This window comes from Herbaspirillum sp. SJZ107, from assembly GCF_006715485.1.
GTDB lineage: Bacteria > Pseudomonadota > Gammaproteobacteria > Burkholderiales > Burkholderiaceae_D > Telluria.
Genome location: NZ_VFNH01000005.1, coordinates 77,325 through 90,839 on the forward strand (window position 1 = coordinate 77,325; position 13,515 = coordinate 90,839).

Consider the following 13,515-nt stretch of genomic DNA (forward strand, 5'->3'; position numbering starts at 1 on the left):
TGGTCAGGCGCTGCGGACGGCAATCGGGATGACGCGCTGCTTGCGTTCTTCGGGAGTGGCCGGACGGATCTGGCCGCGCTCGGGCATGAAGACCACGTTGTCGTCGACGGCGTCGCTGTTCACGAAGGTGCGGAAGCGCTCGCGCACCGCCGGGTCCTCGATCGCGTTCTTCCACTCGTCGCGGTAGGTGTCGACGACGTTCTGCATCTCGGCTTCCAGCTCGGCCGCGATGCCCAGCTTGTCGTCCAGCACCACGCTCTTCAGGTAATCCAGGCCGCCTTCCAGGTTCATGCGCCAGGTGCTGGTGCGCTGCAGGCGGTCGGCGGTACGCACGTAGAACATCAGGAAGCGGTCGACCAGCTTGACCACGGTCTCCTGGTCGAGGTCGGACGCCAGCAGCTCGGCGTGGCGCGGCTTCATGCCGCTGTTGCCGCACACGTACAGGTTCCAGCCTTTGTCCGTGGCGATCAGGCCGACGTCCTTGCCCTGCGCTTCGGCGCATTCGCGGGTGCAGCCCGAGACGCCGAACTTGATCTTGTGCGGCGCGCGCAAGCCTTTGTAGCGGTTTTCCAGCGCGATCGCGAAGGCGACGCTGTCGCCCACGCCGTAGCGGCACCAGGTCGAACCGACGCAGGACTTCACCGTGCGCAGCGACTTGCCGTAGGCGTGGCCGGACTCGAAGCCGGCCGCGATCAGCTCTTCCCAGATCGCCGGCAGCTGGTCGACGCGGGCGCCGAACAGGTCGACCCGCTGGCCGCCGGTGATCTTGGTGTACAGGCCGTATTTTTTCGCGACCTGGCCCACCGCGATCAGGCCGTCGGGGGTCACTTCGCCGCCCGTCATGCGCGGCACCACCGAGTAGGTGCCGTCCTTCTGGATGTTGCCGAGGAAGTAGTCGTTCGAATCCTGCAGGCTGGCGTGCTCGGGCTTCAGCACGAAGTCGTTCCAGGTCGAGGCCAGGATGCTGGCGGCGACCGGCTTGCAGATGTCGCAGCCCAGGCCCTTGCCGTGCTTGTGCAGCAGCTCGCCGAAGGTCTTGATGCCGCCGACGCGGATCAGGTGGAGCAGTTCCTGGCGCGAGTAGGCGAAGTGTTCGCACACGTGGTTGTTGACGGCCATGCCCTGCTTTTGCATCTCGGCCTTCATGATCTGCGTGACCAGCGGCACGCAGCCGCCGCACGAGGTGCCGGCGCTGGTGCAGGCCTTGATGGCGCCGATGTCGCAGGCGCCCGCCTTGACCGCGTCGCAGACCGCGCCCTTGCTGACGTCGTTGCACGAGCACACCTGCGCGCTGGCCGGCAGCGCGTCGACGCCGATCGCCGGGCGCGCGCCGCCTTGCGCCTGCGGCAGGATCAGGAATTCCGGCGCTTCCGGCAGGGCGATGCTGTTCAGGACCGTCTGCAGCAGGCTGCCGTATTCGCTGGCGTCGCCGATCAGCACCGCGCCCAGCAGGCGCTTGCCGCAATCCGACACCACGATCTTCTTGTAGACCTGGCGGCGCTCGTCGGTGTACTGGAAGCTGCGGCTGCCCGGCGTGGTGCCGTGGGCGTCGCCGATCGAGGCCACGTCCACGCCCATCAGTTTCAGCTTGGTGCTCATGTCGGCGCCGCCGAAGGTACCCGCCTGGCCCAGCAGCGCCTTGGCCACCGTGCGCGCCATGTCGTAGCCCGGGGCGACCAGGCCGAAGGTCTGGCCGTTCCAGGCCGCGCACTCGCCGATCGCGTAGATGTCGGCATCCGACGTGACGCAGGCGTCGTCGATGGCGATGCCGCCGCGCGGGCCGAGTTCCAGGCCGCAGGCGCGCGCCAGTTCGTCGCGCGGGCGGATGCCGGCCGAGAACACGATCATGTCGGTTTCCAGGAAGCTGCCGTCGGCAAACTCCATGCGGTGGGTGGCGCTTTCGCCGTCGACGATACGCAGGGTGCTCTTGTGCGTATGCACGGTCACGCCCAGTTCTTCGATCTTGTTACGCAGCATGCGCCCGCCCAGGTCGTCGACCTGCACCGCCATCAGGCGCGGCGCGAATTCGACCACGTTGGTGGCCAGGTTCATGTCGCGCAGGGCCTTGGCGCATTCCAGGCCGAGCAGGCCGCCGCCGATCACCACGCCGGACTTGGCGCGCGATCCGCATTCGAGCATCGCTTCCAGGTCTTCGATGGTGCGGTAGACGAAGCAGTCCTTCCTCTCCTTGCCCGGGACCGGCGGCACGAAGGGATAGGAACCGGTGGCGAACACCAGCTTGTCGTAGGCGAGGACTTCGCCGTCGGCCAGGGTGACGGTACGCGCGGCGCGGTCCACCGCCGCCGCCTTGGCGTTCAGCTTCAGGGTGACGTTGGCGCGGTTCTCGAAGAAGCCCGGCGCCACCAGCGACAGGTCGTCGGCCGATTTACCGGCAAAGAATTCGGACAGGTGCACGCGGTCGTAGGCCGGGCGCGGTTCTTCGCACAGGACGGTGACGTCGAACTGGGACGCCTCGCCTCCCAGCAGGGTTTCCAGGAACTTGTGGCCGACCATGCCGTGGCCGATGACGATGAGTTTCATGATGCGATTCCTTACCAAAGAGTTCAGGCTGCAGCCGCTGCTGCGTTGTCCAGCGCGGCGGACTTGAAGCGCACGCCGATTGCGCACACGGCCGACACCAGCACCGCGCCGCCCAGGATGAACAGGGTCTGGCGCACGTCGCCGGTGCCTTTCATCAGGAAGCCGGCCAGCACCGCACCGACGTTGCCGCCGGCGCCGACGATGCCGGCCACGCCGCCCAGCGCCTTGCGGCTCACGAAGGGCACCAGCGCATAGGTGGCGCCGCAAGCCATGTGGGTGCACAGGCCGAAGGCGAGCATGGCGGTGATCGCCAGCGCGACGCTGGTGGTGTGCGAGAACCACAGCAGGCCCAGGCCCTCGCCGATCATCAGGATGAACAGCAGGTTGACGCGGCTGTTCAGGTCGCCGCGGGCGGCGGCCTTGTCCGACAGCCAGCCGCCGAGGGCACGGGCGAACAGCGCCAGCAGGCCGAAGCTGCCGGCTGCCATGCCGGCCGCCTTCAGGGACAGGCCGAAGTGGTCGACGTAATAGACGGCGGCGGTGTTGTGGATGAACAGTTCGATGCCGAAGCAGGCGCCGTAGGTCACGAACAGCAGCCAGGCCCGGTAGTTGCCGCAGGCTTGCACGAAGCTGCTCCAGCCGCCCTTGTTGTTCGATTCGAACGGCACGCCGGCGGCGCGCAGTTCCTTGAAGTTACCTTCCGGGCAATCCTGGGTCAGCTTCCAGTAGGCGACGGCGGTCACCAGCATCGCGATGCCGGGCACCACCAGTGCCACGCGCCAGCCCATGGTTTCGCTGACGCCGGCCATGATCACGGCGCCCATCAGCAGCGGCATCAGGGCTTGCGCCACGCCGCCGCCGCTGTTGCCCCAGCCGGCCGACGCCGCGTTGGCGGTACCGACCACCCGCGGGCTGAACATCACCGAGGTGTGGTACTGGGTGATCACGAAGCTGGCGCCGACCGCGCCGATCCCGAGGCGGAACAGCAGGAAGCTTTCGTAGCTCTGCGCCGCCGCCACGCCCAGCACCGGAATCGCACCCAGCGCCAGCAGGCCGGTGTAGGTCTTGCGCGGACCGAAGCGGTCGCACAGCGGGCCGACCAGCAGGCGCACCAGGATCGTGATGGCGACGGCGGCGATGTTGATGTCGGCAATCTGGCCGACCGACAAGTGGAACTCGCCCTTGATGACGGGCATGAGCGGCGCGCAGGCGAACCAGGCGAAGAAGCAGATGAAGAACGCGACCCAGCTCATGTGGAATGCGCGCATCTGTGGTGTGTTGAAGGAAAAAAGCTTGATGCTGTTTGCTTTGCCGGCCATGTCAGGTTCCTCGCTTGGGTTCCGTTCAAAAACAAAAAGGCGCCCGCTGCGTAGCCGACGAACATGAGTCATGTTTTTCGGGTGCAGCGGACGCCGTTGTCCTGTGTGCCGGTCCTTCGTTGGACCGGCTTGTATGGGATCGCCGTTGATCCTTTACCGGAATGTTTGCAAGAGGCGTGCCAGATGGTCCTTCACTCTGGCGCCCGGGATGGTGCACCCCGGATGCGCTTCGCTGCGGTGCACAATGCCCCAACATGGGGCGCTTGCGTCAGCTCAAAGCGCACCATCAAGTATTGACAGTTGTTCGTTTGTGAATGGCGAAGGAGGCAGCGTAGTTACGCGGATCGCGGCCGTTCCAGACCTTGCCGTCCATCAGCACCGCGCTGCGCAGCAAGTTGGAGGATGCCGGCACGCCGGCCAGCAGCGCGGCTTCGCGGTACAGGCCGACCCGGTTGACGCGGCCGGCGACGGCCTGGTAATCCGGGTCCTCGCGCAGCAGGCCCCAGCGCCGGTGCTGGGTCAGGAACCACATGCCGTCCGACAGGTAGGGGAAATTGGCTTCGCCGCCGGCGTGGAATTGCAGCGGATCGGGGTCGCTCCAGTGGCGCCCCAGGCCATTGTCGTACTCGCCCTGCAGGCGTGCGGCGATGTCGCGCAGGCTGGCGCCGACGTAGGCAGGGCTGGACAGGACTTCGGCCGCGGCGAAGCGGTGCTCGTCGGATTCGTCGATCCAGCGCCCCGCTTCCAGCACCGCCGCGATCAGCGAGCGGCAGGCGTGCGGATTGGCGTCGGCAAAGGCGGCGCTGGTACCGAGCGCCTTGCCCGGATGATCGGGCCAGACGTCCTGGCTGGTGCAGACCGTGAAGCCGCTGCCGTCGCGCACGGCGGCGCCGCTCCATGGCTCGCCGGCACAGAAGCCGTCCATGTGCCCGGCCGCCAGGTTGGATGCCATCTGCGCCGGCGGCACCGTTACCAGCTGGACATCGCGCAGCGGGTCGATGCCGCCGGCAGCCAGCCAGTAGGACAGGAACATCGCGTGGTTCCCGGTCGGGAAGGTATGGGCGAAGGTGAAGCGCCGGTTGCCCTTGCGCACCAGGGTGGCCAGCGCTTCCAGGCTCGTCACGCCCTGCTGTGCCAGTGCCTTGGACAGCGTGATCGCCTGGCCGTTGCGCGACAAATTCATCAGCACCGCCATCGGCGTGGCGGCGCAGCCGATACCCATCTCGACGCCGTACACCAGGCCATACAGCACGTGGGCGGCGTCCAGTTCGCCCTTGACGAGGCGGTCGCGCATGCCGGACCAGGAGTGCTCGCGGCTCAGCACCAGCCGGATGCCGTATTTCTCGTCGAGCCCGAGCACCGATGCCATCACCAGCGACGCGCAATCGGTCAGTGGCATGAAGCCGACCTTGATGACGGTCTTTTCCGGTCGGTCGGATCCGGCTACGAATGCGGCTGTCATGAAACGTCCTTATATATATTAGAGAAGATCTTCGACATCCAGCACCCGCTGCGCGATCTCGGCCAGCTTCAGCTTCTTGTTCATCGCCATGGTGCGCAGCCGCTGGTAGGCCTGCTCCTCGGTCAGCCGGTTCTTTGCCATCAGCACGCCCTTGGCGCGCTCGATCAGCTTGCGCTCGGCCAGCTGGCGGCGGGTGTCGGAGAGTTCGTCGAGCAGCTTCTGCTCGCGCCTGAAACGCGCCAGCGCCACGTCCAGCACCGGCTTCACCCGCTCGGCATGCAGGCCGTCGACGATATACGCGGACACGCCCGCGGCCAGCGCCGCATCGACGCTGGTCGGCGTCTGGTCGTCGGTGAACAGGACGATCGGGCGCGGCTCGTCGCGGGTGGCGATCACGATGTGCTCGAGCACGTCGCGGGCGTCGGATTCGCTGTCGATGATGATCATGTCCGGCTGGATCTGGGCGATCCGCTCGGGCAGGAAGATATCGGCCGGCAGCGAGGCGACGATGTCGTAGCCGGACTCGAGCAGGCCGATGCGCAGCGCGGTGTTGCGATGCGCCTGGGCGTCGGCTGCCTGGCTGACCGCGCCGCGGTCCGGCATGGTATTGACGACGACGATACGCAGGGTGCGCTGGGATGGCGGTTTCATGCCATTGAGATATGCAAGTTCCGGGCCAGATGGATGGCGCAGGTTGAGGCGAACTCAGCAGATATTCACTGCCAGCATGTCTCAGCTAAGAACAAGCAATAATTGCATTCAAGAAAATATTCACGGAATGTATGGGGAACATCACAAACTAAAAGTTCATTTATAACGAGATCTTCCCTATACTGCACCGCAACAACACAGGAAATCCACGGAGAATGCAATGAACACCGCAACCATCACCCAGGCGCAGAGCAAAGGTCTGCGCCACCAATTCGCCGATATCCTCGGCACCATCCGCGGCTTCGCGATCGAACTGTACACCGCCCACGGCGGCTGGTTCGCCCACGATGTCGCTCACCCGGCCAGCGGCGCCTTTGCCCGCAAAGCCGTAAAGCGCAACATCGTTTCGAAATAAGACCGCCCTACCCTATACACCGAGGATATATACCATGACCATCATCGAAATCGTCACCGTTTCCATCTCCGCCCTGGCCATCGCCACCCGCATCGCCATGTTCATCCGCAACCCGTCGCCGACCACCCCGTCGGAACTGTGGACCGCCGAGTACCCGCACCTGCACAACTCGTAAGTCCCGCGGCTGCCTGCGCAGCCATGCATTGAATTCTCCCCCGCCCGGAATTGTCCGGGCGTCGTCGTTTCTGGGACTTGAATTTGCCCAGTATCCGAATCGGCTAGGCTAGAATGCATTTTTGCAATTTCTGCCCAAGAAAGCATTCTTGTTCTTTCTTCACTGCCGACTCATGAAGCAACTCCCTGCTGTCACTGTACTTGCTGCCTTGCTGGCCCTGCCGGCCGCAGCCTCCACGCCCATCACCCTCGACCAGGCCATGGCCAACCCGGACTGGATCGGCCCCGCCGTCGAAACCGCCTGGTGGCGCTGGGACGGCAAACAGGTCTTCTATAAACAGAAGCGCGATGGCGCCCAGCTGCGCGACACCTGGACCGCCGACGCCGGCAAGGCCGGCCGCAACCGCAAGGTGGACGACGCCGAGCTGGGCAAGCTGGACAGCGCAACCGTCATCTACGACCAGAAGCGCACGCACGCGATCATGCTGCGCAACGGCGATCTGTTCGAGCGCGACCTGAAGAGCGGCGCACTGGTCCAGATCCGGCGCGCCAACGGCACCCAGATCGACGCCGTGCAGTACGCCAAGGACGAGCGCAGCATCCAGTTCCGCATCGGCGACGACTGGTTCGGCTGGGACCGCGCCGAACGCCTGCAGGTGCCGCTGGCCTCGGTGCGCGCGGCCAAGGATCCGCACGTACAGGACCCTGACGCGCTGCGCGACATGCAGCTGCGCCTGATCGCCACCCTGAAACGCCAGAAGGACGAGCGCGACGCCGCCCGCGCCCGCGCCGAGGAAGAGCGCCGCGCCGATCCGACCCGCGCCCCGGCCCCGATCTACCTGGGCGACAAGCTGTCGATCCTGAACAGCCACCTGTCGCCGGATGGGCGCTGGCTGCTGGTGGTAACCGGGCCGAAAGACGCGGATAAAGGCCGGGTCGGCAAGATGCCGAAGTACGTGACCGAAAGCGGCTACGAGGAATTCGCGGACGAGCGCACCCGCGTCGGCCGCAACAGCCCGCGCGGCCAGGGCCTGAAACTGGTCGACCTGGCCACGCGCGAGGTCAAGGACCTGTCGCTGGACGTCCTGCCCGGCATCGCGACCGACCCGCTGGCCGCGCTGCGCGCCGCCCAGAAGCTCGATCCTTTGAAAGGCAAGCGCCCGGTGACGATCGGCTTCAGCGGCGACGCCGTGGTGTGGAGCCCGAACGGCGCCAAGCTCGCCGTGATGCTGCGCGCGGTCGACAACAAGGACCGCTGGATCGCCACCGTCGACCTGCCGCGCGCCGTCCTGCAGCCGGTGCATCGCCTGACCGACGACGCCTGGGTCAACTACGACAACAACGAATTCGGCTGGCTGCCGGACAGCAGCACGCTGTGGTACCTGTCCGAAGAAAGCGGCTATTCCCACCTGTACACGCGCGACGCCGGCGGCCGCGTGCGCGCGCTCACGCAGGGCAAATGGGAAGCGTCGGACGTGGCCTGGTCGGCCGATGGCCAGACCGCCTGGATGATGTGCAACCGCGCGACGCCGGTCGCGTATGAAGTGTGCGCGGTCACGGCGCGCGACGGCAGCACGCGCGAAGTCAGCCACCTGGACGGCGGCGTCGAAGACTTCCGCCTCTCGCCCGACCAGCGCCAGCTGCTGGTGCACTACTCCGCACCCTACCTGCCGCCGCAGATCGCCACCCTGCCGGCCGGCGGCGGCACGGCCGTCAAGCTGACCGACACCCGCAGCACCGGCTTCAAGGCGCGCGAATGGATCCAGCCGCAATTCGTGGCGGTGCCGTCGACCCACGGCGCCGACCCGGTCTGGGCCAAGCTGTACCGCCCGGCCCGGCTCGAGCCGGGCAAGACCTACCCGGTCGTGATGTTCGTGCACGGCGCCGGCTACCTGCAGAACGTGTCGCACCGCTATTCGGTCTACTTCCGCGAGCAGATGTTCAACAACCTGCTGGTGCAGAAGGGTTACGTGGTGCTCGACATGGACTACCGCGCCTCGAAAGGCTACGGCGCCAAGTGGCGCAACGCGATCTACCGCCAGATGGGCCACCCGGAACTCGACGACTACCTGGACGGCGTCAACTGGATGGTCGCCAACCAGCAGGGCGACCCGAACAACGTCGGCATCTACGGCGGCAGCTATGGCGGCTTCATGACCTTCATGGCCATGCTGCGCGCCCCGGACGTCTTCAAATCCGGCGCCGCCCTGCGTCCGGTGTCCGACTGGACCAGCTACAACCACGACTACACCGCCAACATCCTGAACACGCCGGACCTCGATCCGGAAGCCTATAAAGTGTCGTCGCCGATCGAGTATGCGCAGAACCTGAAGGGCAACCTTTTGATCGCGCACGGCATGGTCGACGACAACGTGCTGTTCCAGGATTCGGTGCGGATGGCGCAGCGCCTGATCGAACTGAAAAAGGATCACTGGGAGCTGGCGCCGTATCCGCTGGAGCGGCATTCGTTCGTGCAGCCGGAAAGCTGGTACGACGAATACCGCAGGATCTACCAGCTGTTCGAGCGGACGCTGAAGCCGTAAGCCGCGGCCCCGCCGGCGGCGCTCAGGATTTCCTGGGCGGCGCCAGCGGGTCGAGCAGCTGGCCCAGGACCGTGTCGGCCAGCGGCGTATCCGTGCCGTACGCGTCCGGCCAATGACGCGGCAGGTAGTGGCTGCCGAACAGGCGGTCCAGGACCGGCAGCGTGGATGCATAGTTGCGGTTGATATGCCCTTGGCGGGTATGGTGCCAGTGGTGGAATGCCGGCGTCGTGACGATCCATTCCAGCGGTCCCAGGCGCCAGCGCACGTTGGCATGAATGAAGAAGCCCCACAGCTGGCCGACGATCAGCAGCAGCGCCGGGGCGGCGCTGCCGGCAACACTGGGCCCGGCCAATCCCAGCAGGTACAGCGGTACCAGGCCGAACAGCCGGGTGATGACCATGTCCACCGGATGCGTGCGCGTATTGGCGAGGAAATGCATATGCGCCGTACCGTGATGCAGCGCATGAAAACGCCATAGCCAGGGAATTTCGTGGCTCAGGCGATGCCCCCAGTAAAACCCGATTTCCCCAACTAGGAATGCCAGCGCAATCCGCGCGGCGACCGGCAAACCGGCCACCGCCGTATGCAGCGCGGCCGGCACCACGTGGGCGGCGGCCACGGCCAGCAGGGCCGTCGGCACGCTCAGCACCACGACCGGCACCAGGCTGCTGATCACGTAGTAGACCAGGTCGTGGCGCAGCTCGCGTCGACGTTCGGGGCGCGGCCGCGGTGCGTGCCGGGCACCGAACCAGCGTTCGAGCGGAACGAACAGCAGGGTCAGCAGCACAAGCCAGACAGCAAGGCGCAGGACGGCCCCCGCAAATTCATTCAAGGTCAGGTTCATGAATCAATGCCGGCCGCCAGGACGGCCGGACTCCACGCAGGTTCAGGACTTGTTGTTGCGGCGGCGGCGTGCCAGGAAGCCGGCCAGGCCGATACCGCCCAACAGCAGGCTGATGGTCGATGGCTCGGGCACGGCACTGGTATTGGCATTGGCATTCATCGACACGCCATCCAGCAGCAGGAAGGGTGGCGCGCCGGCGCTGCCGCCCTTCGCCAGGAAGCTCAGCATCTGGCTGGCGCTGGTGGCGGTGAAGGCCATGCTCGCGGTTTTCCAGCCGCTGAACTCGCTATCCGCGATCGTCAGGGACGCGGTATTCAGCGTGGTATTGCCGAAGCTCACCTGCCAGTAGTTGTTCAGGTTGGCGCCGCCGAAACCGGCCTGCTGGCCCACCGCATAGTCGAAGGTCAGCAGGTAGGACGTACCCACCGACAAATCGCTGATGGTCTGCGACAGCAGGCCAGGACCGTATTGGGCATCGGAAGCGAACACGTTGCCGCCATTGGCCGAGGCGGTGTAGTTCTTCAACTGCTTGACCGAAGTGGCTGTGCCTGCGGTAGCGTTGTTCAGGACAAAGTTATAACCGCCATCGCCGGTGTTGCTCGGCGCGCTATTCCAGCCCGTCAACGTGGTGCGATAAGTCAGCGTGGTGCTGGTGCCTGCTGTCAGCTGCTTGTTAGTACCATTGGTCACGGCTTCAAAGCCGCCATTGGTAATCAGGTTCGCATTTGCAACGTTCGCACTGAGCGCGGCGAGGGTGAGCAGGGACAGCAGGACAGGTTTGACGGACATTGAACAGGCTCTTTCAAGGACATACAGCGGAATGAGTATCGGTCCGGTCCGGACCGCCGGAAGCTCGACGGTATGCATCATCAAGCTTGAAATTGCGTTGATACATTGCACTAATTATTGCAATAAATCTATTGTACCAGCACAAATAAATTACTCAAATAAATTGTAGTTAATTTGCGACTACTAATATTACCGTATGGAAATCTATTCAATCTGTAGGTGATTGGGTACTCCAGGCTCTGCCGAACAGGGCGTCATACAGTCGGGGGATCCCGGTGATCGGCCGGAATTTCGAGAGCGGTAGGATACGAAGATTCGGCCTCTCTTTCTTGATTCAAACCACCGGCATTGCCGGCGCCGCGGCTGGGGCCGGTGCCGGCAAAACGGCGGCCCGGATGGCATCGGCCGCCGGCTTTTGCCGCGCCTGAAAACGTACCGTCCTGATGCCTGCCGCTGCGAGCCGCCCGTCGCGTACCTTGTCCTTCGCCCGGGAATGGGTCCGGTCATCCAGTTCGACGACGGCGACCACCTCGCAGCGCTTGTTACACACGACGTAGTCGATACGCTGCTGCGCAATGCGCAGGCGGTCGCTGTGCGCCACTTTCTTGTCGCTGCTCGACGGTTCCAGCAGTGCCGACATGGCTACTTGCGGGAAGATGTAATGCTCCGGCAGCGCCGCAACCAGCCTGCCGAAGAATTCGAGCTCGTTGTCGGTCATGAGTGCGTGTTGTCGGTAGGTTCCGGCTCGGTCGCTTGTCTTGGCGCGGGCAAGCGTCAGTACGATCAGGACCAGGGCGACAAATATGGCGGCAAGGAGGAGCGTCATGCTGATGTCTTTTCTCATCTGTTTTATGGAGGCAGGAGAATAGCAATCAGTCAGGGGGGCAAAATCCTCGCTTTGTCACAGGTTTTCCAGCCCAGCGAAACAATGGCGCTTTTGTCGACACCGGCCGGCTCGTTCGTGGTAACGCATAGCCGCAACCCTTAGGCCTCGTCAACGCTCTCTGCTGTAACCGGCGTTATCGTCAGGCTGCCCGCTCTCCATCTGCGGCGCCCTCCCCCTTTACGACGCGAACGAGGTTCACCATGGCGATGCCCGCGCTGTTTTCAAAACTGGCGAACGGCGCCCGGCTGGTACGGGAACTCGCGCGCCTGCCGGTTGCTCCGCTGCGCTTCGAACTGCAGCGCAATCCCGACGGCATCCGCCGCGCGCATGCGCTGTTCACGCAGCGCCACGCGCGCTACAAGATCATCGGCAACAAGACCATGGGCATCGCCCTGATCGACCTGAGGGCCTTCAAGGGGCAGCCATCCGCCTACCTGGCGACGGTCCAGCGCAGCGGCCACGCCGGACCGCAAAGCAAGAAGGCGACCGCGCGCGGCTACACGCTGCGGCGCATCGACCGCAACGAACATATCGAGGAAGGCGAAGCCGATTACTTCATGTACGACACCTACCTCGGGGCGAAACCGGGCCTGCGCGACTTCAAGCGCCGCGTCGGTTTCCAGCCCTACCGCGCGCGTTATGCGCTGGTCTGAGGCGCGCCGCCCAGGAAATCCAGCAGCGTCAAGGCCACCACCTTGGTCGCCTTGCGCAAATCTTCCAGCACCAGCTTTTCGTCCGCCTTTTTCGCGTTCGATTCCGGCACCGTGCGTGGCCCGGCGCCGTACAGCACCGCCGGGATGCCGCGCTCGCCGTACAGGCGCGCATCGGCATACAGCGGCGTGCCCTTGGCCTGCGGCGCCTCGCCCATCACGTCCATGCCGTTGCGCTGCAGGCTTTCCACCAGCCGGCCGGACCCGGGCAAGGGCCGCAGCGCGTGCGACAGCAGCAGGCGCTTGATTTCCAGGCGGATGCCGGGCAGGTCGCGCACCGCGTCTTCGATCAGCGCGCGCACGCCGGCTTCCACCGCCACCGGATCCTCTTCCGGGATCATGCGCCGGTCCATTTTCATCACCACCTTGCCGGGGACGACGTTGGTGTTGGTGCCGCCGTCGATGCGGCCCACCAGCATGGTCGGCGAATCGATGCCGGGCACGGTCGACTTGATCTTCCTGAGTTCGGGCAGCTGGCCGTAGATGGCGTTGAGGATGCGGGTGGCGGCCTGCAGCGCGTCGACCGCGGTCTCGGGCATCGCGCCGTGGCCGGCCTTGCCGTGCACCGTGATTTCCAGCTGCAGGCAGGCGTTGTGGGCGGTGACGATGTCGTAGGCGAAGCCGGCGGCGATCACGAAGTCGGGCTTCGTCAGGTCCTGCTCCAGCAGGTAGCCCGGCCCGAGCAGGCCGCCGAATTCCTCGTCGTAGGTGAAGTGCAGTTCGAGCGCGCCCTTCAGGGGCAGGTTCAAGGCTTCCAGCGCCCGTACGGCAAAGATGTAGGTGGCGAAGTCGCTCTTCGACACTGCCGCTGCGCGCCCGTAGATGGTGCCATCCTCGACCACGCCGCCGTACGGCGGCTTGCTCCAGCCCTCGCCCGGCGGCACCACGTCGCCGTGGGCGTTCAGGGCCAGCGTCGGTCCGCCTGCGGCGTAGGGCCGGCGCACGATCAGGTTGGTGATGCTTTCCATGCCGTAGTCGCGTACGCGATCAAGCGGCACCGCGTGCTTCTCCGCCTGCCAGCCGTAGGCCGCGACCTTGTCCGCCACCATGTCCGCATGCGGCGCGTTGTTGCCGGGCGGGGTGTCGGTCGGGATGCGGATCATGTCCTGCAAGAAGGCGACCTGTTCGTCGAAATGGGCGTCGATCCACGCCAGCAGCTGTTCCCGTGTCTGTTCCATGTT

12 protein-coding genes are annotated in these 13,515 nt (G+C 65.2%); 4 read left to right on the plus strand and 8 right to left on the minus strand.

Annotation, left to right across the window (positions count from 1 at the left end; translation table 11 throughout):
* Nucleotides 1-3: 3 nt before the first annotated feature.
* The 4 genes from nirB to FBX97_RS26090 all read right to left on the minus strand — a co-directional run bounded on the left by nirB (nucleotide 4) and on the right by FBX97_RS26090 (nucleotide 5,973).
* On the minus strand, nucleotides 4-2,541 hold the full coding sequence (gene nirB / locus FBX97_RS26075; RefSeq protein ID WP_141838269.1) for a nitrite reductase large subunit NirB: 2,538 nt from the start codon (nucleotides 2,539-2,541) through the stop codon (nucleotides 4-6).
* A gap of 23 nt (nucleotides 2,542-2,564) precedes the next feature.
* Nucleotides 2,565-3,860, minus strand: coding sequence for an MFS transporter (locus tag FBX97_RS26080; protein ID WP_141838271.1), 1,296 nt, complete (start codon nucleotides 3,858-3,860; stop codon nucleotides 2,565-2,567).
* A gap of 286 nt (nucleotides 3,861-4,146) precedes the next feature.
* On the minus strand, nucleotides 4,147-5,322 hold the full coding sequence (locus tag FBX97_RS26085) for a CmpA/NrtA family ABC transporter substrate-binding protein (RefSeq protein WP_141838273.1): 1,176 nt from the start codon (nucleotides 5,320-5,322) through the stop codon (nucleotides 4,147-4,149).
* 18 nt (nucleotides 5,323-5,340) lie between these two features.
* Nucleotides 5,341-5,973, minus strand: a complete 633-nt coding sequence (locus FBX97_RS26090) for an ANTAR domain-containing response regulator (protein WP_141838275.1) — start codon at nucleotides 5,971-5,973, stop codon at nucleotides 5,341-5,343.
* A gap of 220 nt (nucleotides 5,974-6,193) precedes the next feature.
* On the opposite strand from FBX97_RS26090, the gene FBX97_RS26095 reads away from it, so the two are divergent.
* The 3 genes from FBX97_RS26095 (at nucleotide 6,194) to FBX97_RS26100 (ending at nucleotide 9,105) form a co-directional block, all read left to right on the plus strand.
* A complete protein-coding gene (locus FBX97_RS26095; RefSeq protein WP_141838277.1) occupies nucleotides 6,194-6,388 on the plus strand; it encodes a hypothetical protein in 195 nt (64 codons plus the stop codon).
* Between the two features lie 34 nt (nucleotides 6,389-6,422).
* The gene (locus tag FBX97_RS29750) at nucleotides 6,423-6,563 is read left to right on the plus strand and encodes a hypothetical protein (RefSeq protein WP_185748760.1); all 141 of its coding nucleotides are present in this window, start codon (nucleotides 6,423-6,425) and stop codon (nucleotides 6,561-6,563) included.
* A gap of 172 nt (nucleotides 6,564-6,735) precedes the next feature.
* Nucleotides 6,736-9,105 (plus strand): prolyl oligopeptidase family serine peptidase, encoded by a 2,370-nt coding sequence (locus tag FBX97_RS26100; protein WP_185748761.1) that lies wholly within the window; start codon nucleotides 6,736-6,738, stop codon nucleotides 9,103-9,105.
* Between the two features lie 22 nt (nucleotides 9,106-9,127).
* Here the strand turns inward: FBX97_RS26100 and FBX97_RS26105 are convergent, their stop codons facing one another.
* The 3 genes from FBX97_RS26105 to FBX97_RS26115 all read right to left on the minus strand — a co-directional run bounded on the left by FBX97_RS26105 (nucleotide 9,128) and on the right by FBX97_RS26115 (nucleotide 11,564).
* Complete coding sequence (locus FBX97_RS26105; RefSeq protein WP_141838279.1) at nucleotides 9,128-9,949, minus strand: sterol desaturase family protein; 822 nt, start codon at nucleotides 9,947-9,949, stop codon at nucleotides 9,128-9,130.
* Nucleotides 9,950-9,991: 42 nt separating this feature from the next.
* Nucleotides 9,992-10,738, minus strand: coding sequence for a PEP-CTERM sorting domain-containing protein (locus FBX97_RS26110; RefSeq protein WP_185748762.1), 747 nt, complete (start codon nucleotides 10,736-10,738; stop codon nucleotides 9,992-9,994).
* A gap of 334 nt (nucleotides 10,739-11,072) precedes the next feature.
* A complete protein-coding gene (locus tag FBX97_RS26115; RefSeq protein ID WP_185748763.1) occupies nucleotides 11,073-11,564 on the minus strand; it encodes a DUF2726 domain-containing protein in 492 nt (163 codons plus the stop codon).
* A 260-nt stretch (nucleotides 11,565-11,824) separates the two neighbouring features.
* On the opposite strand from FBX97_RS26115, the gene FBX97_RS26120 reads away from it, so the two are divergent.
* Entirely contained in the window at nucleotides 11,825-12,277 is a 453-nt protein-coding gene (locus FBX97_RS26120) for a hypothetical protein (RefSeq protein WP_141838286.1), read from the plus strand.
* Here the strand turns inward: FBX97_RS26120 and FBX97_RS26125 are convergent.
* Complete coding sequence (locus tag FBX97_RS26125) at nucleotides 12,262-13,512, minus strand: ArgE/DapE family deacylase (RefSeq protein ID WP_141838288.1); 1,251 nt, start codon at nucleotides 13,510-13,512, stop codon at nucleotides 12,262-12,264. The two genes, FBX97_RS26120 and FBX97_RS26125, sit on opposite strands and share 16 nt — an antisense overlap.
* Nucleotides 13,513-13,515: the final 3 nt, after the last annotated feature.